Origin of the sequence: Nonomuraea sp. NPDC049655 (assembly GCF_044465465.1) — a bacterium.
In the GTDB taxonomy this organism is placed as follows: Bacteria; Actinomycetota; Actinomycetes; order Streptosporangiales; family Streptosporangiaceae; genus Nonomuraea.
Genome location: NZ_JBITLS010000003.1, coordinates 194054 through 219301 on the forward strand (window position 1 = coordinate 194054; position 25248 = coordinate 219301).

Annotated in this window: 28 protein-coding genes; 8 read left to right on the top strand and 20 right to left on the bottom strand. The window is 74.0% G+C overall.

What is annotated here, in order from left to right:
- Positions 1–44 precede the first annotated feature (44 nt).
- Positions 45–395: a VOC family protein gene (locus ACIBQ6_RS10560; RefSeq protein WP_358286382.1), complete on the top strand. Its 351-nt coding sequence runs from the start codon at positions 45–47 to the stop codon at positions 393–395.
- A 72-nt stretch (positions 396–467) separates the two neighbouring features.
- On the opposite strand, the gene ACIBQ6_RS10565 is transcribed toward ACIBQ6_RS10560, so the two are convergent.
- The gene (locus tag ACIBQ6_RS10565; protein ID WP_397211177.1) at positions 468–1544 is read right to left on the bottom strand and encodes an epoxide hydrolase family protein; all 1077 of its coding nucleotides are present in this window, start codon (positions 1542–1544) and stop codon (positions 468–470) included.
- 50 nt (positions 1545–1594) lie between these two features.
- Here ACIBQ6_RS10565 and ACIBQ6_RS10570 point away from each other — a divergent pair, with 50 nt between their 5' ends.
- A complete protein-coding gene (locus ACIBQ6_RS10570; RefSeq protein WP_397211179.1) occupies positions 1595–2539 on the top strand; it encodes a helix-turn-helix transcriptional regulator in 945 nt (314 codons plus the stop codon).
- Positions 2540–2546: 7 nt separating this feature from the next.
- Positions 2547–3320: a thioesterase family protein gene (locus ACIBQ6_RS10575; RefSeq protein WP_397211181.1), complete on the top strand. Its 774-nt coding sequence runs from the start codon at positions 2547–2549 to the stop codon at positions 3318–3320.
- A gap of 24 nt (positions 3321–3344) precedes the next feature.
- Here ACIBQ6_RS10575 and gndA read toward each other — a convergent pair whose 3' ends face one another.
- Together gndA and ACIBQ6_RS10585 are read right to left on the bottom strand one after the other, a co-directional pair.
- A complete protein-coding gene (gene gndA, locus ACIBQ6_RS10580) occupies positions 3345–4769 on the bottom strand; it encodes an NADP-dependent phosphogluconate dehydrogenase (protein ID WP_358286390.1) in 1425 nt (474 codons plus the stop codon).
- Between the two features lie 69 nt (positions 4770–4838).
- On the bottom strand, positions 4839–5531 hold the full coding sequence (locus tag ACIBQ6_RS10585) for an HAD family hydrolase (RefSeq protein WP_358287554.1): 693 nt from the start codon (positions 5529–5531) through the stop codon (positions 4839–4841).
- Between the two features lie 24 nt (positions 5532–5555).
- Between ACIBQ6_RS10585 and ACIBQ6_RS10590 the strand changes: the two genes are divergently transcribed.
- Both ACIBQ6_RS10590 and ACIBQ6_RS10595 read left to right on the top strand, forming a co-directional pair.
- Complete coding sequence (locus ACIBQ6_RS10590; RefSeq protein ID WP_397211183.1) at positions 5556–6200, top strand: SDR family oxidoreductase; 645 nt, start codon at positions 5556–5558, stop codon at positions 6198–6200.
- 95 nt (positions 6201–6295) lie between these two features.
- The gene (locus ACIBQ6_RS10595; protein ID WP_358286394.1) at positions 6296–8800 is read left to right on the top strand and encodes an ATP-dependent Clp protease ATP-binding subunit; all 2505 of its coding nucleotides are present in this window, start codon (positions 6296–6298) and stop codon (positions 8798–8800) included.
- 4 nt (positions 8801–8804) lie between these two features.
- On the opposite strand, the gene ptsP is transcribed toward ACIBQ6_RS10595, so the two are convergent.
- Genes ptsP through ACIBQ6_RS10635 form a run of 8 tightly spaced genes read right to left on the bottom strand, consistent with a single transcriptional unit; the run spans position 8805 to position 15466 of the window.
- The gene (gene ptsP / locus ACIBQ6_RS10600) at positions 8805–10406 is read right to left on the bottom strand and encodes a phosphoenolpyruvate--protein phosphotransferase (protein WP_397211185.1); all 1602 of its coding nucleotides are present in this window, start codon (positions 10404–10406) and stop codon (positions 8805–8807) included.
- A complete protein-coding gene (locus ACIBQ6_RS10605) occupies positions 10399–10743 on the bottom strand; it encodes an HPr family phosphocarrier protein (RefSeq protein WP_397211187.1) in 345 nt (114 codons plus the stop codon). Before ACIBQ6_RS10605 ends, ptsP begins: the two co-directional genes overlap by 8 nt.
- A 12-nt stretch (positions 10744–10755) precedes the next feature.
- The gene (locus ACIBQ6_RS10610) at positions 10756–11760 is read right to left on the bottom strand and encodes a zinc-dependent dehydrogenase (RefSeq protein WP_358286400.1); all 1005 of its coding nucleotides are present in this window, start codon (positions 11758–11760) and stop codon (positions 10756–10758) included.
- A complete protein-coding gene (locus ACIBQ6_RS10615) occupies positions 11757–12182 on the bottom strand; it encodes a PTS sugar transporter subunit IIA (RefSeq protein ID WP_358011434.1) in 426 nt (141 codons plus the stop codon). The genes ACIBQ6_RS10610 and ACIBQ6_RS10615 overlap by 4 nt, the downstream gene beginning before the upstream one ends.
- Positions 12175–12483 (bottom strand): PTS lactose transporter subunit IIB, encoded by a 309-nt coding sequence (locus ACIBQ6_RS10620; RefSeq protein WP_397211189.1) that lies wholly within the window; start codon positions 12481–12483, stop codon positions 12175–12177. Before ACIBQ6_RS10620 ends, ACIBQ6_RS10615 begins: the two co-directional genes overlap by 8 nt.
- A gap of 3 nt (positions 12484–12486) precedes the next feature.
- Positions 12487–13692: a PTS mannitol transporter subunit IICB gene (locus ACIBQ6_RS10625; protein WP_358286404.1), complete on the bottom strand. Its 1206-nt coding sequence runs from the start codon at positions 13690–13692 to the stop codon at positions 12487–12489.
- Between the two features lie 32 nt (positions 13693–13724).
- Positions 13725–14708, bottom strand: coding sequence for a 1-phosphofructokinase (gene pfkB / locus ACIBQ6_RS10630; RefSeq protein ID WP_397211191.1), 984 nt, complete (start codon positions 14706–14708; stop codon positions 13725–13727).
- On the bottom strand, positions 14705–15466 hold the full coding sequence (locus ACIBQ6_RS10635) for a DeoR/GlpR family DNA-binding transcription regulator (protein WP_352350975.1): 762 nt from the start codon (positions 15464–15466) through the stop codon (positions 14705–14707). Before ACIBQ6_RS10635 ends, pfkB begins: the two co-directional genes overlap by 4 nt.
- 108 nt (positions 15467–15574) lie before the next feature.
- Here ACIBQ6_RS10635 and ACIBQ6_RS10640 point away from each other — a divergent pair, with 108 nt between their 5' ends.
- Positions 15575–16429, top strand: a complete 855-nt coding sequence (locus ACIBQ6_RS10640) for a hypothetical protein (RefSeq protein ID WP_397211193.1) — start codon at positions 15575–15577, stop codon at positions 16427–16429.
- 15 nt (positions 16430–16444) lie between these two features.
- Here the strand turns inward: ACIBQ6_RS10640 and ACIBQ6_RS10645 are convergent, their stop codons facing one another.
- The 5 genes from ACIBQ6_RS10645 to def form a co-directional block, all read right to left on the bottom strand.
- Positions 16445–16795 carry an MmcQ/YjbR family DNA-binding protein gene (locus ACIBQ6_RS10645; RefSeq protein WP_352350971.1) on the bottom strand — a complete coding sequence of 117 codons (351 nt, stop codon included), beginning with the start codon at positions 16793–16795 and terminating at the stop codon, positions 16445–16447.
- 9 nt (positions 16796–16804) lie between these two features.
- Entirely contained in the window at positions 16805–17221 is a 417-nt protein-coding gene (locus ACIBQ6_RS10650) for a CBS domain-containing protein (RefSeq protein ID WP_358286410.1), read from the bottom strand.
- 131 nt (positions 17222–17352) lie between these two features.
- Positions 17353–18765: a pyridoxal phosphate-dependent decarboxylase family protein gene (locus ACIBQ6_RS10655; protein ID WP_397211195.1), complete on the bottom strand. Its 1413-nt coding sequence runs from the start codon at positions 18763–18765 to the stop codon at positions 17353–17355.
- Entirely contained in the window at positions 18758–19378 is a 621-nt protein-coding gene (locus ACIBQ6_RS10660; protein WP_397211197.1) for a helix-turn-helix domain-containing protein, read from the bottom strand. Before ACIBQ6_RS10660 ends, ACIBQ6_RS10655 begins: the two co-directional genes overlap by 8 nt.
- A gap of 7 nt (positions 19379–19385) precedes the next feature.
- Positions 19386–19952, bottom strand: a complete 567-nt coding sequence (gene def / locus ACIBQ6_RS10665; protein ID WP_397211199.1) for a peptide deformylase — start codon at positions 19950–19952, stop codon at positions 19386–19388.
- Between the two features lie 124 nt (positions 19953–20076).
- On the opposite strand from def, the gene ACIBQ6_RS10670 reads away from it, so the two are divergent.
- Positions 20077–20871 carry a methyltransferase domain-containing protein gene (locus tag ACIBQ6_RS10670; RefSeq protein WP_358286418.1) on the top strand — a complete coding sequence of 265 codons (795 nt, stop codon included), beginning with the start codon at positions 20077–20079 and terminating at the stop codon, positions 20869–20871.
- A 53-nt stretch (positions 20872–20924) separates the two neighbouring features.
- On the opposite strand, the gene ACIBQ6_RS10675 is transcribed toward ACIBQ6_RS10670, so the two are convergent.
- The gene (locus ACIBQ6_RS10675; RefSeq protein ID WP_358286420.1) at positions 20925–21440 is read right to left on the bottom strand and encodes a hypothetical protein; all 516 of its coding nucleotides are present in this window, start codon (positions 21438–21440) and stop codon (positions 20925–20927) included.
- A 159-nt stretch (positions 21441–21599) separates the two neighbouring features.
- Positions 21600–22601: a hypothetical protein gene (locus tag ACIBQ6_RS10680; RefSeq protein ID WP_397211201.1), complete on the bottom strand. Its 1002-nt coding sequence runs from the start codon at positions 22599–22601 to the stop codon at positions 21600–21602.
- Between the two features lie 253 nt (positions 22602–22854).
- Between ACIBQ6_RS10680 and ACIBQ6_RS10685 the strand changes: the two genes are divergently transcribed.
- A complete protein-coding gene (locus ACIBQ6_RS10685) occupies positions 22855–23790 on the top strand; it encodes a GNAT family N-acetyltransferase (RefSeq protein ID WP_358286424.1) in 936 nt (311 codons plus the stop codon).
- Positions 23791–23823: 33 nt separating this feature from the next.
- Here ACIBQ6_RS10685 and ACIBQ6_RS10690 read toward each other — a convergent pair whose 3' ends face one another.
- Together ACIBQ6_RS10690 and ACIBQ6_RS10695 are read right to left on the bottom strand one after the other, a co-directional pair.
- Positions 23824–24591, bottom strand: a complete 768-nt coding sequence (locus tag ACIBQ6_RS10690; RefSeq protein WP_397211203.1) for a DNA polymerase beta superfamily protein — start codon at positions 24589–24591, stop codon at positions 23824–23826.
- Positions 24588–25226 carry a DNA polymerase beta superfamily protein gene (locus ACIBQ6_RS10695; RefSeq protein ID WP_397211205.1) on the bottom strand — a complete coding sequence of 213 codons (639 nt, stop codon included), beginning with the start codon at positions 25224–25226 and terminating at the stop codon, positions 24588–24590. The genes ACIBQ6_RS10690 and ACIBQ6_RS10695 overlap by 4 nt, the downstream gene beginning before the upstream one ends.
- Between the last annotated feature and the right edge of the window lie 22 nt (positions 25227–25248).

A 25248-nucleotide genomic window follows, 5' to 3' on the forward strand; every position in this document is an offset into this window, starting at 1 on the left:
GGATGTTCAAGACCTTGGGGGGTGGCACCGGCAAGGGTGGGGGCATGACGACAGTGATTTCCTCCATTGTTTTCGACTGCGCCGACCCCGTCGCCCTGGCGGGCTTCTATGCCAAGGCGACCGGCTGGCAGGTCGGCGACTCCGACCCCGGCTACGCCACCGTCACCGGCGGCCCCGTGCCGCTGGCCTTCCAGCGGATCGACGGCTACCAGGGCCCGGGCTGGCCCAACGACGGCAAGCACGTGCACCTCGACCTCACCGTCCCCGACGTCGAGGAGGCCAGGCGGGCGCTGGTCGCCCTGGGCGCCTCCCTGCCCGGCCACCAGCCGGGCGGCGACGACTGGACGGTGCTGCTCGACCCCGAGGGCCACCCGTTCTGCGTGATGCCCGGATAGAGCCCGGCGAAGAACGAAGTGCCCGACAGAACGGCTAGAGCTCGGCGAAGAACGAAGTGCCCGACAGAACGGCTAGAGCTCGGCGAAGAACGAGCTGACGTCCTCGGCCAGCAGGTCGGGGGCCTGCAGGGCGGCGTAGTGGCCGCCGCGCGCCGGCTCCGACCAGCGCACCACGTTGTGGGAGCGCTCGGCGTAGCGGCGGACCGTGCTGTCGCCGGGGAAGACGGCCACGGCCGTCGGCGTCGTGCCGGGCTCGGCGGGCGGCGCCCAGTCACCGCCGCTCTCCCGGTACAGGCGCGCGGCGGAGCCGGCGGTGCCGGTCAGCCAGGTGATGGTGACGTTGGTCAGGACGTCGTCGGGGGCGACCCCGCCGGCGTCCTGGCCCCAGCTCGCGAACGCGTCCAGGTGCCAGGCGAGCTGGCCGGACGGCGAGTCGGCCAGGGCGTAGGCGAGGGTCTGCGGCCTGGTGCTCTGGATGGCGGCGTACCCCGAGAACTCGCGGTGCCAGCGCTCGATCCGCCGCGCGCGCTCGGTCTCGGCCTCGGTCAGCCCGGACAGGTCGTCGGAGACGAACGCCGTGAGCGCGTTCAGGTGCACGCCCGCCACCCGCTCGGGGACCATCCGGGCCAGGGTGGGCGAGACGAGCGAGCCGAAGTCGCCGCCCTGGAGGCCGTACCGGTCGTAGCCGAGGCGGTCCATGAGCTCGATCCAGGCGGCGGCGACCCGGCGCACGCCCCAGCCGGTCTCGGTGGTGGGGCCGGAGAAGGCGAACCCGGGCACGGACGGGATGACGAGGTGGAAGTCGCGGCTGAGCGCCTCGGCCACGCGGGAGAAGTCGGCGAACGTGCTCGGCCAGCCGTGCGTCAGCAGCAGCGGCAGCGCGCCGGGACGCGGCGAGCGCACGTGGGCGAAGTGCACGCGCTGGCCGTCGATCTCGGTCGTGAACTGCGGCAGCTCGTTGAGCCGCGCCTCGTGCGCCCGCCAGTCGTAGCCGTCCAGCCAGTACGCGGCCAGCTCGCGCACGGCCTCGGGCGGCACGCCGTAGGACCAGCCGACCCCCTCCAGGGCGTCCGGCCGGCGCGTACGGGCCAGCCGCGCCCGCAGGTCGTCGATCGCGGACTGCGGGATGTCGATGACGAATCGGTTCATGCCGCCCACGCTAGGCAGCATTGCGGCCAGGATCGGGCCACAATGGACCCGTGCTCGACACCTCGGCGCGGCTGCTGCGCCTGCTCTCCCTCCTGCAGACCCGGCGCGAGTGGCCCGGCGCGGAACTGTCGCAACGGCTCGGCGTGGCCCCGCGCACGCTGCGCCGCGACATCGACCGGCTGCGCAGCCTCGGCTACCCGGTGGGCTCCACGCCGGGGGTGGCGGGCGGTTACCGGCTCGGCCCCGGCGCGGAGCTGCCGCCGCTGCTGCTCGACGACGAGGAGGCCGTGGCGGTCGCGGTCGGCCTGCGCACGGCCGCCGGCGGCACGGTGACCGGCATCGAGGAGACCTCGCTGCGCGCCCTGGCCAAGCTCGAACAGGTGCTGCCCGCCCGCCTGCGGCAGCGCGTCAACGCCCTGCAGACGCACACCGTGCGCGTCGGCGGGCAGGGCCCGACGGTCGACCCCGAGCTGCTGACCCGCATCACCGCCGCCTGCCGCGACCGCGAGCAGCTGCGCTTCGACTACACCGACCACGAGGGCGCCGTCACGCTGCGGAAGGCCGAGCCGCACAGCCTGGTCAGCAAGGGCAGCCGCTGGTACCTGGTCGGCTGGGACGTCGACCGCCACGACTGGCGCACGTACCGGGCCGACCGGATCGAGGTGCGCACGCCCAACGGCCCGCGCTTCGCCCCCCGCGAGCCGCCGGAGGCCGACGTCGCCGCGTGGGTGCGGCACCGCCTCGGCCACCAGATGTGGCCGGTCCAGGCCCGCTTCCTGATCCACGCCCCGGCCGGACGGCTGGCCGGCCGCGTCGGCGGCGAGGTCGAGCCGGTGGACGAGGCCACCTGCGTGCTCACCATGCGCGGCGACGACCTGCACCTGATGGCCGTGGCCGTGGCCTTCCTCGACCTCGACTTCGAGGTGCTCGAACCGGCCGAGCTGAAGGAACGTCTGCACGCCCTGGGACGGCGGCTGCTCTCTTCCAGAATATGATTCGGTGATGGCCACGTCAGCGTTCTTCACGCGCAAGGAGGGCGAGTTCGTGCCCGCCCCGCACGCGCGCAGCCCCTGGTCCCCTGACATGCTCCACGGCCGCCTGCTCGGCGGCCTGGCGGCGAGCGCCCTGGAGGAGCGGCACGGCGAGCCCGGCCTGCACTTCGCCAGGCTCACCGTCGACCTGTTCCGCAACAGCCCCATGCTGCCGGTCACGGTGGAGACCACCCTGGTCAGGGACGGACGGCGGATCCGGGTCGCCGACGCCGTGCTCTCCACCGGACAGAACGTGATCGGCCGGGCCTCGGCCGTGCTGCTCCGGCAGGGCGAGCAGCCCGGCGGCCGGCTGCCGCACACGCCCGCCTGGGACGAGCCGCCGCCCGCCGGCGACCCGGCCGAGGGGCAGGGCTGGAAGCCGCCGTTCGACCTGTGGCAGCTGACCGAGTGGGGGCAGGGCGGGCGCGACCGGGTGTGGCTGCGCGAGACCCACCCGCTGGTGGACGACGAGCCGCTGTCGCCGCTCACCCGCGCCGCCCTGGCCGCCGACTTCGCCAGCCCGCTGGCCAACGTCGGCTCGGCGGGCGTCAGCTTCATCAACGCCGACTACACGCTGACGCTCGCCCGGCTGCCCGAGGGCGAGCTGATCGGCGTCGAGGCCACCGGCCACCTCAGCGCCGGCGGTGTCGCGACCGGCCAGGTCACCCTGCACGACACGGCCGGGCCGATCGGGTTCTGCGTGGTCACGGCGGTGGCCAACCCGGTCGCCCTGACCGGTGGCTGACCGTCCGCCGAGCCCTGGGGGCGGTCAGGCGGGGTGCTCGTCGCGGTCGCCCGACCAGTCGGTGTGGAAGGCGCCCTCCCGGTCCACCCGGTGGTAGGTGTGCGCGCCGAAGTAGTCGCGCAGCCCCTGCACCAGCGCGGCCGGCAGGCGGTCGCGGCGCAGCCCGTCGTAGTAGGCCAGCGCGGAGGAGAAGCCCGGCGTCGGCACGCCGATGCGCACGGCCGTGGTCACCACGCGCCGCCACGCGTCCTGCGCGGCGTTCAGCGCGGCGGCGAAGGTCGGGTCGGCCAGCAGCGTCGGAAGCCGCCGGTCGGCGTCGTAGGCGGCGCGGATGCGGTCGAGGAACTTGGCCCTGATGATGCAGCCGCCGCGCCAGATGGTGGCCATGGCGCCCGGGTCGACGTCCCAGCCGTACTCCTCGGAGGCGGCGGCGATCTGGTCGAAGCCCTGCGCGTAGGCGACGATCTTGGACGCGTACAGGGCCTGGCGCACGTCCTCGATCAGCTCGCGGCCGCCGACGCCGGACAGCCGCGGGCCCTCCAGCGACGCGGCGGCGGCGCGCTGCTCCGGATGGCCCGACAACGCGCGGGCGAAGACCGCCTCGGCGATGCCGGTCACCGGCACGCCCAGGTCGAGCGCGCTCTGCACGGTCCAGCGGCCGGTGCCCTTCTGCTCGGCCTGGTCCACCACGACGTCCACGAACGGCTTGCCCGTGGCCGCGTCGACCTGCTCCAGCACCTCGGCGGTGATCTCGATCAGGTACGAGTCCAGGTCGCCCCGGTTCCACTCCCTGAACACCTCGGCCAGCTCGGCCGGCGTCGCCCCCAGGGCCTGGCGCAGCAGGTCGTAGGACTCGGCGATGAGCTGCATGTCCGAGTACTCGATGCCGTTGTGCACCATCTTCACGAAGTGCCCGGCGCCGTCGGGGCCGACGTGCACGGCGCACGGCACCCCGTCCACCTTGGCGGAGATGTCCTGCAGGATCGGGCCCAGCGCCTCCCACGACTCCTTCGAGCCGCCCGGCATGATGCTCGGGCCGAGCAGCGCGCCCTCCTCACCGCCGGAGATGCCGGTGCCGACGAAATGGATGCCGCGCTCGCGCAGCGCCGCCTCACGCCGCCGGGTGTCCTGGAAATGCGCGTTGCCACCGTCGACGATCATGTCGCCCGGCTCCATCAGCTCGGCGAGCTGGTCGATCACCGCGTCGGTGCCCGGACCCGCCTTCACCATGATGATCGCCCGGCGCGGCCGCTTCAACGACGCCACGAAGGCGGCCAGCTCCTCGGCCGGCACGAACGTGCCCTCCCCGCCGAACTCCCTGACCAGCTGCTGGGTGCGGGCCGTCGTGCGGTTGTGCACGGCGACGGCGTACCCGTGCCTGGCCAGGTTCCTGGCCAGGTTGCGCCCCATGGTGGCCAGGCCGGTGACGCCGATGTCTGCCAAGTCCATCTTCAATGCTCCTCTGTGGGGGATACGCACGATCAAGCTGGGAGGTTCGGCGAGATATTCCCCCTTCGCTCAGGACGGGGAGCGCACGCCGAGCTCGTCCAGCCTGGCGAGCATGTCCGCCGGATCGGCGTACACGCGGAAGGCCCCGGCACGTTCGAGCTCGTCCCTGCCATATCCACCGGACAGCAGCCCGATGCCGAGCGCGCCCGCCCGGCGGGCGGCCAGCAGATCCCAGACGCTGTCGCCCACCACCATCGCATGCAGCGGGTCCACCTGGACGAGCGCCGCACCGGCCAGGAACAGATCCGGGTCCGGCTTGGCCCGCCGCACCTGGTCGCGGGTGACCATCGGGGTGTCCTCCGGCAGGCCCAGCATGCCCAGCGCGAGCCGGGCCGTACGGGCGTAGCCGCTGGTCGCGATGGCCCACGGCACGCCGCGCGCGGTCAGCTCGCCGAGCAGCTCGGCCGCGCCGGGCAGCGGCTTGACCGAGTCCACCTGCTGCTCGTACGCCTCGGCGTGGTGCACCTGGAGCTCGTCGATCTGCTCCTGGGTCAGCTTCAGCCCGGTCTCGCGCAGCAGCGCGCTGACGAACAGGCCGCCGCTCATGCCAATGCGCCGGTGGATGCGCCACACCGACAGGTCGATCCCCATCCCGGACAGCGCCTGCCGCCAGGCGACGACGTGCTGGTAGACGCTGTCGATGAGGGTGCCGTCCAGGTCGAACAGGAACGCGGGCGTGGGGGCCTGCGGGAAGTCGTTCATGACGTCCATGACACCATGGGGGGCATGCGGATCATCATCGCGGGTGGCCACGGCAAGATCGCGCTGCGGCTGGCCGAGCGGCTCAGGTCCGGCGCGGTCGGCCTGGTGCGCAACCCCGCGCACGTGGCCGACGTCGAGGCCACCGGGGCCGAGGCCGTGCTGTGCGACCTGGAGCAGGCCACCGCCGACGAGGTGACGGAGATCCTGCGCGGCGCCGACGCCGTGATCTTCGCGGCCGGCGCCGGCCCGGGCAGCGGCGCGGCCCGCAAGGACACCGTCGACCGGGCCGCGTCCGTCCTGATGGCCGACGCCGCCGAGCGGGCCGGTGTGCGGCGGTTCATCCAGATCTCCTCCATGGGCGCCGGCCGCCCGCCCGCGCCGGGCAGCGACGCGGTCTGGGCCGCCTACATCGAGGCCAAGACCGCCGCCGAGGACGACCTGCGCGCCCGCGACGGCCTGGCCTGGACGATCCTGCGCCCCGGCCGCCTGACCGACGAGCCCGGCACGGGCCTGGTCCGGCTGGCCCCGGAGGCGCCGCCCGGCTCGGTGCCGCGCGACGACGTGGCCGCCGTCGTCATGGCGCTGCTGGAGAACCCGGGCACCGCGCATCGCACGCTGGAGCTCGTCTCGGGCGACACCCCCGTCATCGACCTCATCGCCACGCAGTGAACAGCCGCTGAGTCATGCGTCCCTTTGCCGATTGCTGGCTATGACTTGCGGCTTCTTCGGCTAGATGTCCCCCTGATGCACTAGGGGGAGATCAAATGTCCGACATGCCGTTCAGGTCGTTCTTCGGGGGAGATCCGTTCAGGGGGTTCGAGGAGCTCACAGGGCGGGTGTTCGGCGGGATGGAAGGCTGGCCGCCGTCCCGTCCCAGCGTGCAGCGGGTCGACGTGGGCAAGCTGCTCAGCGCCTCGGCCAGGGAGGTGCTCAGCCGGGCCCTGGAGGTCGCCGGGCAGCGCGGCGCCCAGGACATGGACGTCCTCGACGTCCTCGACGCGCTGACCGAGTCCGACGCCACCCGCCCGCTGATGCAGGCGGCGGGCGTCGACCTCGGCAGGCTGCGCGACCGCATCGACGCCCTGGCCGGACCCGGCACCGGCGCCGAGCCGCCCACCACGCTCACCCCGGCGGCCAAACGCGCCGTCCTGGACGCCCAGCGCATCTCCCGCGCCCTACAGTCCTCCTACATCGGCCCCGAGCACCTGCTGCTCGCCCTGGCCGCCAACCCCGACTCCGCGGCCGCCCGGCTGCTCCAGGAGCAGGGCGTCTCGGCCAACGAGCTGCAGCAGGCCATCATGTCCGGCGCGTCCCGCCAGCAGCACGGCGACGGGCGGCGGCCCACGGACACCCCCGCGCTCGACGAGTACGGCCGCGACCTGACCGAGGAGGCCAGGCAGGGCAGGATCGACCCGGTCGTCGGCCGCGAGGACGAGATCGAGCAGGCCATCGAGGTGCTCTCGCGGCGCACCAAGAACAACCCGTGCCTGATCGGCGAGCCCGGCGTCGGCAAGACCGCCATCGTCGAGGGCATCGCCCAGCGCATCGTCAACGGCAGCGTGCCCGACACGCTCAAGGACCGCCGCGTCGTCGCGCTCGACCTGACCGGCATGGTCGCCGGGTCCAAGTACCGGGGCGAGTTCGAGGAGCGCATCAAGAAGGTCATCGACGAGGTGCGCGCGCACGCCGACGAGACCATCGTCTTCATCGACGAGGTGCACACCCTGGTCGGCGCCGGCTCGGCCGAGGGCGGCATGGACGCGGCCAACATCCTCAAACCCGCCCTGGCCCGCGGCGAGCTGCACGTCATCGCCGCCACCACGATCGACGAGTACCGCAAGAACATCGAGAAGGACGCCGCGCTCGAACGCCGTTTCCAGCCCATCCTGGTCAGCGAGCCCACCGTCGAGCAGACGGTCGAGATCCTGGCCGGGCTGCGCGACGCCTACGAGGCCCACCACCAGGTCCGCATCACCGACGAGGCCCTGGACGCCGCCGCCAACCTCTCGGCCCGCTACATCTCCGACCGTTTCCTGCCCGACAAGGCCATCGACCTGATGGACCAGGCCTCGGCCCGGGTCCGGCTGCGCTCGCGCACCCCCGGCAGCGACGTGCGCGAGCTGGAGGAACGCCTGGAGTCGCTGCGCCGCGACAAGGACCAGGCGGTCACCTCCGACGACTTCGACCGGGCCAAGGAGCTCACCGTCCAGATCGACAAGCTCCGTCCCGAGCTGGACCGCGCCCGGCAGGGCCACGACACCGTCCCGCAGGTCATGGTGGAGGACATCGCCGAGGTCGTCTCCCGGCGTACCGGCATCCCCGTCACCCAGCTCACCGAGCAGGAGCGCGAGCGGCTGATGCGGCTGGAGGAGCACCTGCACGAGCGGGTCATCGGCCAGGACGAGGCCGTCACCGCCATCGCCGAGGCGGTACGCAGGGCCAGGGCGGGCCTGTCGGACCCCAACCGGCCCATCGGCAGCTTCCTGTTCCTCGGCCCGACCGGCGTCGGCAAGACCGAGCTGGCCAGGGCGCTGGCCGCCGCGCTGTTCGGCGGCGAGGACCACATGGTGCGCATCGACATGAGCGAGTTCCAGGAGCGGCACACCGTCTCCCGCCTGATCGGCGCGCCCCCCGGGTACGTCGGCTACGAGGAGGCCGGCCAGCTCACCGAGGCCGTCCGCCGCCGCCCGCACGGCGTCATCCTGCTCGACGAGATCGAGAAGGCCCACCCCGACGTCATGAACATCCTGCTCCAGATGCTCGACGACGGACGCCTGACCGACGGCCAGGGCCGCACGGTCGACTTCACCAACACCATCGTCATCATGACCAGCAACATCGGCGCCCAGCTCATCCTGGACGCCGAGGGCGACACCCCGCGCCTGCAGGACGAGCTCATGGACCTGCTGCGCCACTCCCTGCGCCCCGAGCTGCTCAACCGCATCGACGAGGTGATCGTCTTCAAGCGGCTGGAACGCGAGCAGCTGCGCCAGATCGTGGACCTGCTGCTGGAGCGCACCCGGCAGCGGCTGCGCGGCCAGAACGTCACCCTGGAGGTCACCGACGAGGCCAAGGACTGGCTGGCCCGGCGCGGCTACCAGCCCGAGTTCGGCGCCCGCCCGCTGCGCCGGACCGTGCAGCGGGAACTGGACAACCGCCTGTCCACGATGCTGCTGACCGGCGAGGTGGCCGAGGGCGGCAAGGTCACCGTGGACGTCGAGGACGACCGGCTCCGGCTCAGGGCCCACAACCCCGAGCCGGTCGGCTGACCGGTCAGCGCCGCGGCAGGCGCGCGCGCTCCCGGCACTCCTCCAGGGTGAGGGCCGCCAGCGCCTCGCGGACGACGGGCACGCACACCGGGGCCATCGACAGGCTGGACACCCCGAGCCCCACCAGCAGCGGCGCGACCGCCGGGTCGCCGGCGGCCTCGCCGCACACCCCGACCGGCTTGCCCGCCCGCAGCCCGGCCTCGGCGCACATGCCGACCAGCCGCAGCAGGGCGGGCTGAGCCGGGTCGAGCAGGTCGGACAGGCCGGGATGCTGCCGGTCGGCGGCGAAGGTGTACTGGGCCAGATCGTTGGTGCCGACGCTGAGGAAGTCCACCTCGGCCAGCAGCTCGTCGGCCTGGAGGGCGGCGGCGGGCACCTCGACCATCACGCCCGCGCGGGCGAGGCCGCGGGCGCGCACGCGGCGGGCGAAGTCGGCGGCCTCGCGCGCCGTGGTCACCATCGGGGCCATCACCCGCACGTCGGCGCCCGTGGCGCGGGCGGCCTCGGCGATGGCGTCGAGCTGGGCGTCCAGGACGCCGGGCAGCACCCGGTCGACGCGCAGGCCGCGCACGCCCAGCGCCGGGTTGGGCTCGGCCGGCAGGCCGAGGAAGGGCAGCGGCTTGTCGGTGCCGGCGTCGAGCGTGCGCACGGTCACCGGCCCGCCCGTGGCGAACACCTCCGCGAACACCTCCGCGTACGCGGTGACCTGCTCCTCGTGGGACGGCGGCCGCCTGCGGTCGAGGAACAGGAACTCGGTGCGGAACAGGCCCACGCCCTCCGCGCCCGGCCGCAGGTCCGCGGCCGAGCCGATGTTGTGCAACAGCCTCACCGGGTGGCCGTCGGCCGTCCTGCCCGGCCCGGCGCTGGCCGCCAGCCGCTCGCGGTCGCGCCGGTCGGACTCGCGTACGCGATCGGCCTCCTCGCCGGTGAGGCCGACCGTGACCTCGCCGGTGACGCCGTCCACGCCGACCAGCGTCCCGTCGGGGACGTCCGTGACGCCCGCGCAGGCCACCACGGCGGGCAGGCCGCGGCCGCGGGCCAGGATGGCGGTGTGGCTGGTGGGCCCGCCGCGCTCGGTGACCAGCGCCAGCACCCGGGGGCCCAGGCCGACGGTGTCGGCGGGCGACAGGTCCGCGGCCACCAGCACGAACGGATGGCCGGGGTCGGGCACGCCCGGCATGGGCAGGCCCAGGGCGGCGGCCACCGCGCGGGACCTGAGGTCGTCGAGGTCGGCGGCCCGCTCGGCGAGGTAGCCGCCGAGTGCGGCCAGGGCCTCCTGGTGCGCGGAGAAGGCGGCGTCCAGGGCGTGGGGGGCGTCCAGGCCGTCGTCGCGCACGTGCGCCTCGGCCTGCTCGCGCAGCTCCGGGTCGGCGGCCATCATGGCCAGCGCCTCCAGGATCTCGGCCCCTTCGGCGCCGGCGTGGGCGGCCCGGCGTTCCAGGTCGGCGGCGAGGGCGTCGAGCGCCTTCGCGGCGGCGGCCGTCTCGGCGACGGGGTCGGTGACCCGGCGGGGTGCGGGCAGCACCGGCGGGGCCGCCATCCGCACCACGGGCCCGGCGGTGCGGCCCTGGCTGACCCCCACCCCCTTCAGCGTCGCCTCAGCCATCGAGCGCCTCACCGGCCCCGGCCGCCGCCCCGCTTGCGGTCCCAGCCGCCGCTTCCGCCGCGCCGGGCGCGGGGACGGCGTCGAGGTCGCGGGACAGCAGGGCGGCCAGCGCGTCGAGCGCCTCCTCGGCCCCCGCGCCCTCGGCCTCCAGCGTCACCACCGTGCCCTGCGCCGCGCCCAGCGACAACACCCCCAGCATGCTGCCGGCCGGCACCGACCGCTCGCCGAGCCGCACCCGCACCGGCACCCCGAGCCGGGCCGCCTCCCGCACGAACACCTTCGCCGGACGCGCGTGCAGGCCGCCGGCGCAGGCCACGGCCACCGTTCGACTCGCCATCGCCAACCTCCTTCAGGGTTCTATCGTCACCTTGATCGCCTTGCCCGTGCTGACGAGGTCGATCCCGTCGAGCACCCGGGGCAGCGGCAGCCGGTGGGTGATCAGGTCGGACACCACGACGGCGCCCTCGGCCACCAGGCGCAGGGCCTCGGCGTTGTGCGCGGGGCTGGAGCCGTTCGCGCCCACGATGGTCAGCTCCCGGTAGTGGACCAGGTTGGCGTCGAGCGCGATGACCGGGTCGTCCTTCGGCAGCCCCCCGAAGAAGCTCACGCGGCCCTGCCGGGCGGCCATACGGACCGCCTGCTCCTGGGCCGCGCCGGAGGCCGCCGCGGTGATCACGACGTCGGCGCCGCGGCCACCGGTCAGCTTGAGCACCTGCCCGACGGCGTCGGAGTCGATCACCGCGTCGGGACGCACCAGCTCGGCCGCCATCGCCAGCCGGTCGGCGTTGACGTCCACCAGGAAGACCCGGGACGCGCCGCGCGCCCGCGCCAGCCGTACGTGCAGGCAGCCGATCGGGCCCGCGCCCATCACCACGACGTCGTCGCCCGCGCCCACCCCGGCCAGCGACTGGCCGTTGAGCACGCAGGCCAGCGGCTCGGCCACCGACGCCTCGGCGAACCCGACGCCGTCCGGAACGGGGTTGACGCCGTTCACCGCCAGCACCTTGGCCGGGACGACCACGTACTCGGCGAAGCCGCCGTCGTAGTGGTAGCCCATCGACTCCTGGCGCGGGCAGACGGTCAGGCGGCCCCGGCGGCACTCCGCGCACGTCCCGCACGGGATGGCGGCGATCACCTGCACCCGCGCCCCGGTGCCCACGACCTCGCCGGCGATCTCGTGGCCCATCACGCGCGGCGGCCTGATGTGGTGGTGGCCGTACCGGAAGATCTTGGCGTCGGTGCCGCAGGTCGAGCAGTTGCGCACCCGGATCTTCAGCTCGCCCGGCCCGGCCTGCGGCTCCGGCGCGTCCTCGATCCTGATGTCGCCCGGGGCGTGGAACCTGGCTACCTTCACGTCAGCTCCTTCAGCACCTGGCCCGGCTCCGTCGCCTCGCGCAACGCCCTGGCCCGGTCGGGGTCGAGCAGGATCTCGGCCAGCGCCGCCAGCAGCGGCACGTGCCCGTCGCCGGCGGCGGCGATGCCCACGCACAGCGTGACGCGCTCGCCGTCCCAGTCGATCCCGCCGGGGAAGCGCACGACGCAGATCGCGTCGCGCGTGACGTCCCGCTTGGAGGCGGCCGTGCCGTGCGGGACGGCCACCCCCTCGCCGACGTAGGTGGAGATCGTGCGCTCGCGTTCGAGCATCGCCTCGACGTACGGCTCCGCGACCGCTCCCACCTCCACCAGCACCCGCCCGCACCGGCGGACGGCCTCCTCCCGCGAGGCCGCGCTCTCGTGCAGCAGGATGGCCCGCGCGTCGAGCAGGTCCTCACGCATCGACGGCGCCGCCGTTGCTGATGGTGTTCACCAGCGCGGTCACCGCCGGGTCGCCGAGGAAGACCTGGAAGGACACCAGCGCCTTGCCCGGCGCGGCGGCCCTGGCCCGGGCGGCCAGCCCGGAGTGGCACACGACGACGTCGGCGTCGGCGGGGATGGAGTTCACCGGAGTGTGCTCGACGGTGACGCCGCTCTCCTTGAGCTGCTTGCGGAGCTGTGAGGCGAGCATGACGCTGCTGCCCATGCCCGCGTCGCAGGCCACGACGATCTTGTGGATGTCCTTGCTGTCGATGCCGGCCACGGCTCACGCCTCCTTGCTGACGGGTTCGGTCCTGACGGGTCGGGTGTTCGCGGGCTCGGGGCTCGCGGGTTCGGTGCTGACGGGCTCGGGGCTCGCGGGTTCGGGCGCCGGCGGGTCCGCGACGGCGTCCTGCGGGCCGGGGACGTCCGGCGCCGGCTCCTTCTCGCCCCGGCCGAAGCCCAGCAGCACGGCGGCGACGGCGAACGACACGGCCGTGGCCACCGCGATCCCGGCGATCGAGCCGAGCCAGCCGCCGCGCGGCGTCACCGCGAGGTAGGCGAAGATGCTGCCGGGGGAGGGCGTGGCGACCAGGCCCGCGCCGGTGATCATGAAGGTGAACACGCCGGCCGCGCCGCCCGCGATGACGGCCAGGATGAGCCGCGGCTTCATCAGCACGTACGGGAAGTAGATCTCGTGGATGCCGCCGAAGAAGTGGATGATCATCGCGGCGGGCGTGCTCGGCCGCAGCGGACGCGGCCCGAACAGCAGGTACGCCACCAGCAGCCCGAGCCCGGGGCCGGGGTTCGACTCCAGCATGAACAGGATCGACTTGCCCTGCCGCACCGCCTCGGCCACCCCCAGCGGCCCCAGCACGCCGTGGTTGACCGCGTTGTTCAGGAACAGCACCTTGGCCGGCTCGATCAGCACCGAGGCCACCGGCAGCAGGTTGTTGGTGATCAGCCACTCGACCGCCTGGCCCGCCGCGTCGGTGACCACCCGGACGACCGGCCCGATGCCCAGCACCCCGGCCACGGCCATCGCGGCGCCCACGATGCCGGCGGTGAAGTTGTCCACCAGCATCTCGAACCCGGCCCGGGTCCGCTGCTCAGTGAACTTGTCCACATATTTCAGGATCACGGCGGCGAGCGGGCCGACGATCATCGCGCCCAGGAACATCGGGATGTCCGAGCCCACGACCACGCCCATCGCCGCCACCGCGCCGACGACCGCGCCGCGCTGCCCATGGACCATGCGGCCGCCGGTGTAGGCGATGAGGATCGGCAGCAGGGCCTTGATGACCGGGTCGACCAGCGCGGCCAGCTCCTTGTCCGGCAGCCAGCCGGTGGGGATGAACAGCGCGGTGATCAGGCCCCAGGCGATGAACGCGCCGATGTTCGGCATGATCATCCCGGCCAGATGGCCGCCTAGACGCTGGATGGTGGCCTTGACTCCGGTGCCGTAGACCGGAGGGGTGTAACTGTCGGCCATGGACGTGCTCCTTCGGGGGGATGAGCAGTGGATCAGCCGTGCGGTGAGGGGGCGACCGGCTCCGGGACGGGCGGCGCGTGCGGGACGGTGAGCGGGCGGGCCGGGTCGGGGGCTCCCGTGCGCACCCCGGCGCGGTCGATGTCGGCGGGGCCGGGCATCCTGCTGCCGGGCAGCCGGACCGCCGCCGCGCCCCAGGCCAGCGCCTCGGCCAGGGCGGGGACGCCGTGCCCGCCCGCGGCCAGGAACCCGGCCAGCATGGCGTCGCCGGCGCCGACGGAGCTGCGCGGCCCGGTGACCGCGGCCTCGCCGTACCAGACGCCGTCGTCCTGGACGAGGACGGCGCCGTCGGCCCCGAGGCTGGCCAGCACCGTGCGGGCGCCCGCGGCGCGCAGCCCGGCCGCCGCCTCGACCACGTCGCCGACCCGGCGCAACGGTCGGCCGGTCACCGCGGCCAGCTCGTCGAGGTTGGGCTTGACCAGCGCCGGACCGGCCTCCAGCGCACGGGCGAGAGCCGGGCCGCTGGTGTCCACGGCGACGTGCAGGCCCGCGGCGGCGAAGCGGCGGCTCAGCCGGGCGTAGACGTCGGCGGGCGCGCCGGGCGGCAGGCTGCCCGAGGCCACCACCCAGTCCGCCTCCCGTGCCGCGGCCAGCACGGTCTCGGCGATCGTGTCCAGCTCGGCCGCCGACAACGCGGGCCCCGGCTCGTTGATCTTGGTGACCGTGCCGTCGGGCTCGGCGAGCGTGACGTTGGACCGGGTCGTGCCCGCCACGGGGACGGTGACCATGTCCAGGCCCTCGGCGGCCAGCAGGCGGACGAGCTGCGCGCCCTCGTCCCCGGCGAAGGGCAGCACGGCGCGGGCGGCGACGCCGTTGGCCAGCAGCGCCCGCGAGACGTTGACGCCCTTGCCGCCCGGGTCGAGCCGGGCCCGCGCGGCCCGGATCACCGCGCCCCTGGCCAGGGCGGCGATCTCGATCGTGCGGTCGAGGCTCGGGTTGAGCGTCAACGTGAGGATCACGCGCGGATCACCTCCGGCCCGGCCGCGGCGACGTCGGCGGCCAGCGCCGGGTCGATCCCGGCGTCGGTGATCACCACGTCGATCTCGCCCAGCTCGGCGAACGTGGCCAGGTAGGTGTTGCCGAACTTGGTGTGGTCGGCCAGCAGCACGCTGCGCTGCGCGGCCCGGACCATGGCCCGCTTGATCGCCGCCTCGGCCGGGTCGGGCGTGGTCAGGCCCCGGGCGGGCGAGCAGCCGTTGGCGCCCATGAACGCGACGTCGACGTTGAGGTGGGCCAGCGGGCGCAGCGCCCAGTCGTCGACCGTGGCCAGCGTCTTGCCGCGCAGCCGCCCGCCCAGCACGATCACCTGGAGGTTGGCCCGCGAGGCCAGGACGGTGGCCAGCGGCGGCGAGTTGACGATCACGGTGAGCTCGCGGTCGGCGGGCAGCGCCTGGACCAGGCGGCCGGTGGTGGTGCCGGCGTCGATGATGACCGAGCCGTCCTCGGGCAGCTCGGCCAGGGCCGCCTTGGCGATGCGCTCCTTCTCCGCGGTCATCACCTCGTCGCGGGCGGCCAGCGCGGGCTCGAACCCCAGGCGCTCCACGGGGATCGCGCCGCCGTGCACCCGGCGCAGCACGCCCGCCCGCTCCAGCGCGGTCAGGTCGCGGCGGATCGTCTCGGTGGTCACGTCGAGCTCGGCGGCCAGCCGCACCACGTCGACGCGGCCCGCGTCCCGCGCTCTGCGGAGGATCTCCTGCTGCCGCTCCTCGGCGTACATGATGTTGGTTCACCGCCGTTTCTGGTTGGTTTCTCCTGTGTTTATACCCGCTTTCGTTGGACGGTCAAGGGGTGGACGCCACAATCTGGTAGTTATAGGCGGGTGCGAATGAAGCCTCTGGCCGCCGCGGCGGCGGTCGTCCCCGTCGTCGCCCTGGCCACGCCCGCCCACGCCGCCGTCGCCCGCCCGATCCAGGTGCCCCCTGGCACCACGGCGGCCTGGGTGGTGTTCGACAGGAAGGCGGGCAAGATCGTCGCCGTCCGGAACGCCCACCGCAAGTTCCGCTCGGCGTCGGTCGTCAAGATCCTCATCGCGATCGACTACCTGGAGCGGCGCAAGAGCGTGCCCCCGGCCGACGCCCGGCTGCTGAAGATCATGCTGCGCTCCAGCGACGACGACGCCGCCTCGGCGTTCTGGGACCGCGACGGCAAGGGGCAGATCATCGTCCGGACCGCCCGCCGGCTCGGTCTGGCCGACACCACCCCGCCGCCCGCGTCCAAGCCCGGCTTCTGGGGCTACACCTCGCTCAGCGCGTACGACGTCGTCCGCACCTACCGCTACCTGCTGGACACCGCCGACGCCCGGGTGCGCGACCTCGTCCTCGGCCACCTGCGCGCCTCCACTCCGTGCGGCACCGACGGCTTCGACCAGACCTTCGGCATCCCGCGCGCGGTGCCGAGGCCGTGGGCGGTCAAGCAGGGCTGGTCGGGGTTCGGCGCGACGCCGCCCGGCAGGTGCGACCCCAAGGCCCTGGCCGCGCCCGTCTCGTGGATCGCGCAGCGCGCGACCGGCTCGGGCGTGCCCGACTACGGCCGGCCCGTGCTGCACACGACGGGCCTGGCCGGCGCCGGCGACCGCCTGGTCATGGCGGTGCTCACCGCCCATCCGGCGGGCAGCGCGTGGAGCGGCTCGGTCAAGCGCGTCACCGACCTGACCGCGGCCCTCCATCGGTCGGTGTCGTAGCCGCGGCGGAACGGGTCAGGGGCCGGTCTGGAGTTGCTGTTCCAGGCGGACCTTCTTGGGGACGCACATGCGCCACGCCTCCAGCACCAGCTCCCGCATCTCCGCCGCGTCGAGGGCGTCCATGCGGGCGACCACCCAGTTGAAGCGCAGATCGGACTCGCCGGGCATGAGGAACTTGTCCGGCTCGGCCGCCACCAGGGCCTCGCGTTCCTCCTTCGGGAACCCGAAGCCCATCAGCGTCTCGTCCCGCGAGAACGCCACGTAGACGATCTTTCCGACGCGGAACTTGACGCGGTCCCGGATCAGGTGCTCGGACGAGCGCGGAAGGGTGCGCGCGAAGCGCCGGACGTCCTCGACGGTGATCACACAGCCACGTTAGCGGTTGCCCTCCGCGGACGAGATGTCAGCGAGCGCGGAGTCCGGGTCGCGCTCCACCGCCAGGTCGCCCAGGCTCACGATGCCGACGGGACGGCCGTCCTCGACGACCGGAAGGCGGCGCACGGCGTGCGAGCGCATGATCTGCACGGCCTGGTCGATGCTCGTGTCGGGCCCGACCGCCTCGACCGACGGGCTGCACGCCTCCCTGACCGGCGTCTCCGGCCCCCGCTCGGCGGCCACCACCCGGATCGTGATGTCCCGGTCGGTGACGATGCCCTTCATGCGCCCGTTCTCGTTGACGATCACCGCGCCCGCGTCGTTGTCGCGCATGAGCGCCGCGGCGGCCGACACCGGCTGGTCGCACTCGACCGTCGCCGGGTGGGAAGTCATCACGTCTGCCACGGTCTCTGCCATGGGATCCTCCTGATTGCTCACGTCCCGGCCGCTTACTACCCGGGCCGGGGGAGAGCTCACAGGGCTTTGTCGGATCCCGGCGTCCGGCCATGCGTGTCCGGTACGTCCGCGGAGAAGCCCTTTACCGGGCCTCAGAGCGTCTTCGCCGCCAGGCGGATCTCCTCCAGCAGGATCGCCAGGTCGTCCTCGGTGGTGTCGGGATGCAGGAAGCAGGCCCGCAGCGCGTCCCGGCCGCCCAGGCGGGTGCCGGTGAGGAAGGCGTTGCCGCGCGCCTGGACCGCGCCCGGCAGGGCCCGGTTGAGCGCGTCGAGCCCGCCGGGTCCGGCCGTCGCGGGCGTGTGGCGGAAGGCCGTGATGGAGGTGGCGACCGGTGCGAGCAGCTCGAAGTCCGGGGCCTGCTCGACCATGGCGGCCAGCGTGCGCGCCAGGCCGCCGGTGTGCTCGACCAGGCGCGTGACGCCCTCCCTGCCCAGGTACGACAGCGTCGCCCAGGTCTTCAGCGCCCGGAACGGACGGGTCTGCTCGGGCCCGTACTCGGCGAACCAGCCCAGGTCGTCGGCGTTGTCGTCGATCAGGTACGACGGCACCAGGCTGAAGGCGGCCCGCGCGGCGGCCGGGTCGCGCAGCAGCGCGCAGCCGCAGCCGACCGGGACGCCGAGCCACTTGTGCGGGTCCAGGGCCAGCGAGTCGGCCCGGTCCAGCCCCGCGTAGGCGGGCGCCGAGCGCGCGTCGAGCAGGCCGAGCGCGCCGTAGGCGCCGTCCACGTGGAACCACAGTCCGTGCTCGGCGGCCACGTCGGCGATGGCGTCGAGCGGATCGACCGCGCCGGAGTTGACGGTGCCCGCGCTGCCCGCCACGCAGAACGGCCGCAGGCCCGCCGCCAGGTCGTCGGCGATCATCGTGCGCAGCGCGCCGACGTCCATGCGGAAGGAGGCGTCCACCGGCACCTTGCGGACGTTCCGGGCGCCGAGGCCGAGCAGCTGGGCCGCCTTGTGCAGGCAGCTGTGGCCCTCCTCGGTGACATACATGATCATGGGCGGGCGGTCGTGCAGGCCCTCCTCGCGGGCGTCCCACCCGTCGGCGAGCGCGGCGTGCTGCCGGGCCGTGGCCAGGCAGACGATCGTGGCCATCGACGCGCCGCTGGTCAGCAGGCCGCCGCCGGGCGGGTGGGGGAAGCCGACCAGCTCGGCCAGCCAGCGCACCACCGTACGCTCCAGCAGCGGGCCCGCGTGGTCGCCGCCCGCGCAGCTCGGGTTGAGCGCGGCGGCCAGCGGTTCGACGAGCACGCCGGCGGGGGAGGGCGGCGAGTTCACCCAGCCGAAGAAGCGCGGATGCCCGTTGCCCATCGGGTACGGCAGCACATGGGCGCCCACGTCGTCGAGCAGCGCGTCGAGCGGACGCCCGGTGTCGGGCAGCGGCAGCTCGCCCAGCCAGGCGCGCTCGGCGGCGGGCACCGGCCGCCACACCGGCCCGGCCGGGACGCCCTCCAGATGGGCGGCCGCGATCTCGGCCGCCCTGACGCCGGCGCGGCGCAGCTCATCCATGCGGGGATTCCCTCCAGGTCTCGTGGTGGCCGCCGCCACTCAGCTCCATGGCCAGGTAGAAGACGCAGTCGGCGGCCCCGTCGTTGGCGAAGGCGTGGCGGTGGTCGCCGGGGTAGGCGGCCGAGTCGCCGGCCGCCAGCTCGTACGGCCGGTCGTCGATCGTCAGGCGCAGCGTGCCGCGCTCGACGGCCAGGTACTCGCGCGAGCCCGGGGCGTGCGGGGCGAACTCGCCCGCGTCCACGCCGGGGCCGATCGTGGTCCGCATGAACTCGAACTCCACGTCGGCCAGCACCGGCGACAACACCCGCCGTTCCCAGCCGGACGGGTCGCGCAGCACCCGCTGCCGGTCGTGCCGCAGCACGCGCACGTCCTCGCGCGCCGGTTCGTCGAGCAGCCGGGAGATCGACGTGCCGAGGGCCGTGGCCAGCCGGTCGAGCACCAGCACGGTCGGCGACTTCGCGCCGCGCTCTACGTCGGAGACCATGCTCCGGCTGATGCCGCTCAGCTCGGCCAGACGCTCGACGGAGAACCCGCGCCCGCGCCGCTCGGCGCGGATGCGCCCGCCCAGCTCGGCCAGGGACAGCCCGCTGGACAGTACGCCTTCACCTTGCATTCCTCCACTATAGCGGAGAAATGTCCGCTTTAGCGGCCATGGTCTGCTCGTAGGCTGCCAACACCTGCTTGCGGCGTTTGGCCGGCAGGCGGTCGATGTACAGGTAGCCGTCGAGGTGGTCGGTCTCGTGCTGGAGGCAGCGGGCCAGCAGGCCGGTGCCCTCGACCGTGACCGGCCGCCCCTCGGCGTCGAAGCCGTGGACGGTGGCGTGGTCGGGCCGGGGGAGCGGGGCGAACTGGCCGGGCACCGACAGGCAGCCCTCGTCGTCGGGGTCGAGGCGGCGCTCGCCGAGGCCGGGCAGCTCCAGGGCCGGGTTGACCACGACGCCCTTGTGGCCGACGCCCTCGGCGTCGGGGCAGTCGTAGACGAACACGCGCAGCGGCACGCCGATCTGGTTGGCGGCCAGGCCCACGCCCTCGGCCGCGTACATGCTCGCGAACATGTCGTCGACCAGCGCCGCCAGCTCGCCGTCGAACCGGGTGACCGGCTCGCACGGATTGTGCAGCACCGGATCGCCCACGTGCACGATCGGCCGGACCTCTCCCACGACCACGCCTTCCTTTTGCCAGGACATTGCCGCGACCAGTCTATGAGCGCCGCCGGACGTACGACGCCGTCTCATATGGAAAGACACATCCTCTCGATAGATGAGACTCGCGCTAGGGTCGGAGCACACATCGTCGTGAAGGAGTCTTTCGATGGACGCCGTCTACACCCATGGGCACCACGAGTCCGTCCTGCGCTCGCACCGGTGGCGCACGGCGGCGAACTCGGCCGCCTACCTGCTGCCGCACCTGCGGCCCGCGATGAAGGTCCTCGACGTGGGCAGCGGGCCCGGCACGATCACCGCGGACCTGGCCGCGCTGGTGGCCCACGTGACGGCGTCGGAGGTGACCGAGGACGCGCTGGCGCTGGCCAGGGCCGAGATCGGCGCGCGCGGGCTGGGCAACGTGGACTTCGCCGTCGCCGACGCGCACGCGCTCGACTTCCCCGACGACACCTTCTGCCTGGTCCACGCCCACCAGGTGCTCCAGCACGTGGGCGACCCGGTGCGGGCGCTGCGCGAGATGCGCCGGGTGACCAAGCCCGGCGGGTACGTCGCGGCCAGGGACAGCGACTACTCGGCCTTCGCCTGGTACCCGCGCCTGCCCGCGCTGGACGACTGGATGGCCCTCTACCAGCGCCTCGCCCGCGCGAACGGCGGCGAGCCGGACGCCGGGCGGCGCCTGCTGTCCTGGGCCCGCGCCGCCGGCTTCCAGGAGGTCACCGCCACCTCCTCCACCTGGTGCTTCGCCACCCCCGAGGACCGCGCGTGGTGGGGCGGCATGTGGGCCGACCGCGTCCGGCGGTCGGCGCTGGCCGAGCAGGCGCTCGCCACGGGTGCGGCCACCGAGTCCGACCTGGAGCGCATGGCCGCCGGCTGGCGGGAATGGGCCGCCGCAGACGACGCCTGGCTCTCCGTCCTGCACGGCGAGATCCTCTGCCGCCCCTGACCCCGCTGGGCGGGTGGCGGGCTGTTTCTGATCTGCCGGGCGGGTGGCGTGGGTCAGAGGCCGAGGGTGCGGGTGCGTTGCCACTGGGGGTCGCGGTAGAGCACCTGGTCGGTGCCCAGCAGCTCGTCGGGGGCCGACAGCATGGCGACCTCGCCCGCCGCCTGGAGCTGGAGCAGCAGGTCGCGCACCCGCGGCCCCACCGGCAGCCGCCCGGCGGGCAGCCCGAACCCGGCCCGCACCGTGTCGGCGATCTCCGACAGATGGAACGGCCCGTCGAACCCCGCCACGATGCCGCGCACCACGGTCATCGTGATCAGCTCCTCGGCCTCGGTGTGGGCGAGCTGCCAGGTGATCTGCTCCTTGCGGCCTCCGGTCGCCGCGCAGACCGTGCACCCGCGCGTCAGGTCGGGGGCCAGCTGCTCCACCGCCGAGCCGAGGCAGGCCGAGCACCGGCCGTTCTCGGCGGCGTGCAACTCGGCCGCCATCCGCCCGGCCAGCACCGCGCCGCAGTCGCAGCCGAAGCCGTCGCCCAGGATGCCGCTCTGCGGGGAGATCGTATGCTTCGTCATCAAGCCGACTTTACCGGCCCCGCCCGCCGCGCCCGCGGCCCCGCCCGCCGCACCCGCGGGCCTGCGTCCCCGCAGCCGTGCCTGGCAGTCCGGTCCCCGCAGAGCCGTGTCCTCGCAGTCCCGTCCCCGCAGAGTCGTGCCTCCCGCAGGCGTGTCCCGTCAGGTGCGGATGTCGGCGAGGCCGCGCAGGCGGCGCAGGGCCTTGCGGGCCGCGGCCGCGACGCGCTCGTCCGGGTGGTGGTCGATGACGACCCGCAGGACCCGTCCCGTCCACGGGTGGTCGCCGAAGGCGAGGATCGCGATCGTGCCCGCCTGCTCCTCCGCGTCCATCCCCATGGCGATCGAGTCGATCACCTCTCCCGCCTCGCCGCCGCCGAACTCCAGCAGCGCCGCCGCCATGTCCACCAGCACCCAGGCGATCTCGTCGGGGGTGGGCCGCCGTTCCTCGCGGCCCGTCCTGGCCGCGACCACCGCGCCCAGCCGGGGCTCCTCCAGCAGGCCGCGCAGCGCCCGGCGGCCCTCCTCGCCGAGGCCCGACTCCAGCAGCTCCACGCCGACCGCCCGGCTCAGCGGGCTCACCCCCGCCAGCGCCCCGGCGATCTCGGCGGCGGCCCGCTCGCGGTCGCGGCCGGCCAGCCAGCCCGCCAGCTCCTCGCTCCGCTCGGCCTCGGGGTAGGAGCGCAGGCCGTGCAGCAGTGTGGCGGCGTCGGCGCCGGCCAGCGTCCCCATGACGGGGATCTCCTGCCCGGCGGTCTCGGCGATGATCAGCCGCGCCACCCACAGCCCGAGCCAGCTCAGCGTGTACGGCTCCGCCTGCCGCACCAGCCCCAGATCGGTCAGCGCCTGGGGCACCCGCCCGGCGACCGGCTCCCTGGACAGGAACATGCGGATGAGCTCCAGCAGCAGCCGCTCGTCGGCGGCCAGCCGCGTCCGGCACACCCGCGCCCACGCCTCCAGCACCCGCGCGTCACCGGCACGCTCGTCTCCTTCCTCGGCCTGCGAGGCGTCGGGCAGGGCGGTCTGCGGGGCGTCGGGCGGGTCGAGCAGGGCCTTCAGCTCGCCCGCGAGCGGCGCGGCACGGACCGCGGAGGCCAGGGTGGCGGCGTCGGGGAGCCGGATCGGCGGTTGCAGCGGCAGCGTGTCGTCGTCGTAGGACCTCACGGAGCCCATCCTGTCCTCATCCCTGTCCTCATCGTCGGCCGGATCGGAATCGTCCCGCCGGATCGCGAAACGCCGGAAACTGGACGCGGTCCAGCGTACTCACGTCGTCCTCCGGCCACGAGGGGAAGATCACGTCCGGGAAAACGGCGGGCAGGCGACGGCAAGCTGGGCTAGAGTGCTGCGAAATGTCGGGAGAAGGGAGGCACTGAGATGTTTGGCAGTGTAAGTGTGATTTTCATTTCTCGGAGGAACTGTGCTTTTCCGTCCCGCGGCCGAGGCTGACCTCGACCGCCTGCTCGGCTGCGTCGTCGACGAATCCATCAGCTGGGCCCATCCCGACCGGCTGCTCTCCTTCCTGGAGAGCCGCAACTACCGCTACGACCGCATCTGGCTCGCCGAGGAGAACGGCGAGATCCTGGCCCGCGCCGTCTGGTGGGGCTTCGCCGGCGAGGAGCGACCGCTCGCCCTCGACTGCGTCTACGTCCACCCCTCGGTCGAGGACCGTGTGGGGCTGGCCGCCGAGCTGCTGCGCCACGCGCACGCCGCGTTCGGCCGGACGCCGGAGTACCACGTCTTCGTCTCCAACGGCTGGCGCGAGGACCCGAAGGCGTCGGCGGCCATCGCCTGGCGCTGGGAGGCCGCCGGCCGTGCCGGGCTGACGGAGGAGCTGGAACGCCTGCGCTACGCCTGGACGCCCGGCTCGCCGGTGCCCGAGCCGTCCGACCGGCTGGTCTTCCGCGGCGATGACGACGACGAGGTGTTCGTGGACGCCTTCCGCCAGGTCGCCGAGGGCACCCTCGACTTCCACACCCGCCAGGCCCTGATGACCATGGACCCCGTGGAACAGGCCCGCGAGGACGTCCGCGACAACCGCTCGATGCGGGGCGAGCGGTCCTGGTGGCGGCTGGCCCACGACAAGAGCGGCGACCTGGTCGGCGTCGCGCTGCCCTCCGCCAACGACGCCGGGCCCGTGGTCGGCTACCTCGGCGTGGTGCCCGCGCACCGGGGCCGCGGCTACGTCGACGAGCTGCTCGGCGAGATCACCCGCTTCCACGCCGAGCGCGGCGTGCCGGGCATCATGGCCGACACCGACGCGGGCAACGTCCCGATGGCGCGGGCGTTCGAACGCGCCGGGTACGAGAACGTCTCGGTCCGGCTCGTCCTGTCGGCCGACCCCGGCGCCGCCTGACGCCCTGTCCCGTCCCTGACCGGCCGCACCCCGTCAGGGACGGGACGCCAGGCGCGCCCGCACGGCCAGGTCGTGCAGGGCGTCGTCCGCGGTGGCCCGCTCGGGCAGCGCCGAGCCCTCGCGCGCCGCCTCCAGCGCGGCCGTCATCCGCGCCACGTCCTCGGCCACGCCCGCCACCTGCGGCGCCGCGCCGTGCTCGGCCTCCCGCTTGGCCGCCACCAGCTCCGGCAGGTACGGCGGCCCGTACGGCAGCAGCCGCGTCAGGTCGGCCTCCAGCTCCCCGGTGCGCATGAGGTGGGTGCCCGTCGCCAGCACGCGGAAGGTGTACAGCAGCGGCTTCAGCTCGCCCGTACGCCCGAACAACCGCCACTGCGTACGCGCGAACCCCAGGTAGTGGTGGGCGTGGTGCCGGGTCACGCACCCGGCCGCCAGCGCCACCAGCTCCTCGTGCACCGGCGAGGACGTCACCACCAGCGGCGACAGGAGCTGTTCGAGCACGTAACCGTTGCGGCCGAGCAGCAGGCGGCAGAACTTGACCAGGTCGTGCGTGACCAGGTCCACCTCGACGCCCTCGCGCGTCCATGTCCGGTCCAGCGTCTGCGGCCCGGTGCGCAGCCCGGCCACCTCCTCGACCGGCAGCACGTGCACGCCGCGCAGGTCCACGTCGGAGTCCACGGACGGGAACCCGTACAGGTGGGCGCCGCTCACCGTGGCGAACGCCACCGGGTACGGCTGCTCGCCGGGGACCTCAGGCAGCCACGACGGCAGCCCGGACGGCAGCCCGGACGGCGGCGTGTTCACAGGTGCTCCTTCCGCACGCCCACCAGGAAGTCCTCCACGCGTTCGCGGTCCGGCCGCTCCGGCAGGACACAGGGCGCGGCGGCCAGCTCCGCCGCCAGCGCGGCCCGCCAGGCGTCCACCTTGGCCCACGGGACCTCGCCGCGCCGGACCGCCAGCAGCCGTTCGCGGTGCGTCCCGACATCGACCAGCGGCTCGCCGTGCCGCATCAGGTGCAGGCCGCTGAGCAGCAGCCGCAGCATGTGCATGGCCTGCTTCCACTTGGGCGCCGCCGGGTCGAGCCGCCGGAACTGGTCGACGGCGTACCCGGCGAACGTCTGCCGCGCCCGCCGCGACACGAACGCCCCGCGCAGCTCGCGCAGCCGCCGCCCGGCCGGGGTCTCCACCTCCACGATCGGCGACCACAGGCACTCCAGCACCGTCGGGTTGGCCTCCAGCGCCAGCACGCAGAAGCGCTCCACCTCCCACGAGAACTGCTCGGGCAGCGGCCCGTCGCGGTGCGTGGGCGGCTTGGACAGCCGCCAGAAGTCCGCGGTGGGGGCCACGAACACGCCGCGCCGGTCGGTGTCGGACGCCGCGGTCTCCAGCCCGTACGCCCGCGAGCCGGTCACGACGGACAGGATGAGATCGTCATTCATCCGGACACCCTCCCACGGGGCT

Excerpts from the sequence above, each read along its gene's own strand:
- ACIBQ6_RS10650 (WP_358286410.1), bottom strand. The coding sequence starts at position 17,221 with ATGGCAGAGACCGTGGCAGACGTGATGACTTCCCACCCGGCGACGGTC.
- ACIBQ6_RS10615 (WP_358011434.1), bottom strand. The coding sequence starts at position 12,182 with ATGCGTGAGGACCTGCTCGACGCGCGGGCCATCCTGCTGCACGAGAGC.
- ACIBQ6_RS10640 (WP_397211193.1), top strand. The coding sequence starts at position 15,575 with ATGAAGCCTCTGGCCGCCGCGGCGGCGGTCGTCCCCGTCGTCGCCCTG.
- ACIBQ6_RS10655 (WP_397211195.1), bottom strand. The coding sequence starts at position 18,765 with ATGGATGAGCTGCGCCGCGCCGGCGTCAGGGCGGCCGAGATCGCGGCC.
- ACIBQ6_RS10585 (WP_358287554.1), bottom strand. The coding sequence starts at position 5,531 with ATGAACGACTTCCCGCAGGCCCCCACGCCCGCGTTCCTGTTCGACCTG.
- ACIBQ6_RS10560 (WP_358286382.1), top strand. The coding sequence starts at position 45 with ATGACGACAGTGATTTCCTCCATTGTTTTCGACTGCGCCGACCCCGTC.
- ACIBQ6_RS10575 (WP_397211181.1), top strand. The coding sequence starts at position 2,547 with ATGGCCACGTCAGCGTTCTTCACGCGCAAGGAGGGCGAGTTCGTGCCC.
- ACIBQ6_RS10590 (WP_397211183.1), top strand. The coding sequence starts at position 5,556 with ATGCGGATCATCATCGCGGGTGGCCACGGCAAGATCGCGCTGCGGCTG.
- ACIBQ6_RS10565 (WP_397211177.1), bottom strand. The coding sequence starts at position 1,544 with ATGAACCGATTCGTCATCGACATCCCGCAGTCCGCGATCGACGACCTG.
- ptsP (WP_397211185.1), bottom strand. The coding sequence starts at position 10,406 with ATGGCTGAGGCGACGCTGAAGGGGGTGGGGGTCAGCCAGGGCCGCACC.
- ACIBQ6_RS10670 (WP_358286418.1), top strand. The coding sequence starts at position 20,077 with ATGGACGCCGTCTACACCCATGGGCACCACGAGTCCGTCCTGCGCTCG.
- ACIBQ6_RS10675 (WP_358286420.1), bottom strand. The coding sequence starts at position 21,440 with ATGACGAAGCATACGATCTCCCCGCAGAGCGGCATCCTGGGCGACGGC.
- ACIBQ6_RS10605 (WP_397211187.1), bottom strand. The coding sequence starts at position 10,743 with ATGGCGAGTCGAACGGTGGCCGTGGCCTGCGCCGGCGGCCTGCACGCG.
- ACIBQ6_RS10660 (WP_397211197.1), bottom strand. The coding sequence starts at position 19,378 with ATGCAAGGTGAAGGCGTACTGTCCAGCGGGCTGTCCCTGGCCGAGCTG.
- ACIBQ6_RS10695 (WP_397211205.1), bottom strand. The coding sequence starts at position 25,226 with ATGAATGACGATCTCATCCTGTCCGTCGTGACCGGCTCGCGGGCGTAC.
- ACIBQ6_RS10625 (WP_358286404.1), bottom strand. The coding sequence starts at position 13,692 with ATGGCCGACAGTTACACCCCTCCGGTCTACGGCACCGGAGTCAAGGCC.
- gndA (WP_358286390.1), bottom strand. The coding sequence starts at position 4,769 with ATGGACTTGGCAGACATCGGCGTCACCGGCCTGGCCACCATGGGGCGC.
- ACIBQ6_RS10595 (WP_358286394.1), top strand. The coding sequence starts at position 6,296 with ATGTCCGACATGCCGTTCAGGTCGTTCTTCGGGGGAGATCCGTTCAGG.
- def (WP_397211199.1), bottom strand. The coding sequence starts at position 19,952 with ATGTCCTGGCAAAAGGAAGGCGTGGTCGTGGGAGAGGTCCGGCCGATC.
- ACIBQ6_RS10635 (WP_352350975.1), bottom strand. The coding sequence starts at position 15,466 with ATGTACGCCGAGGAGCGGCAGCAGGAGATCCTCCGCAGAGCGCGGGAC.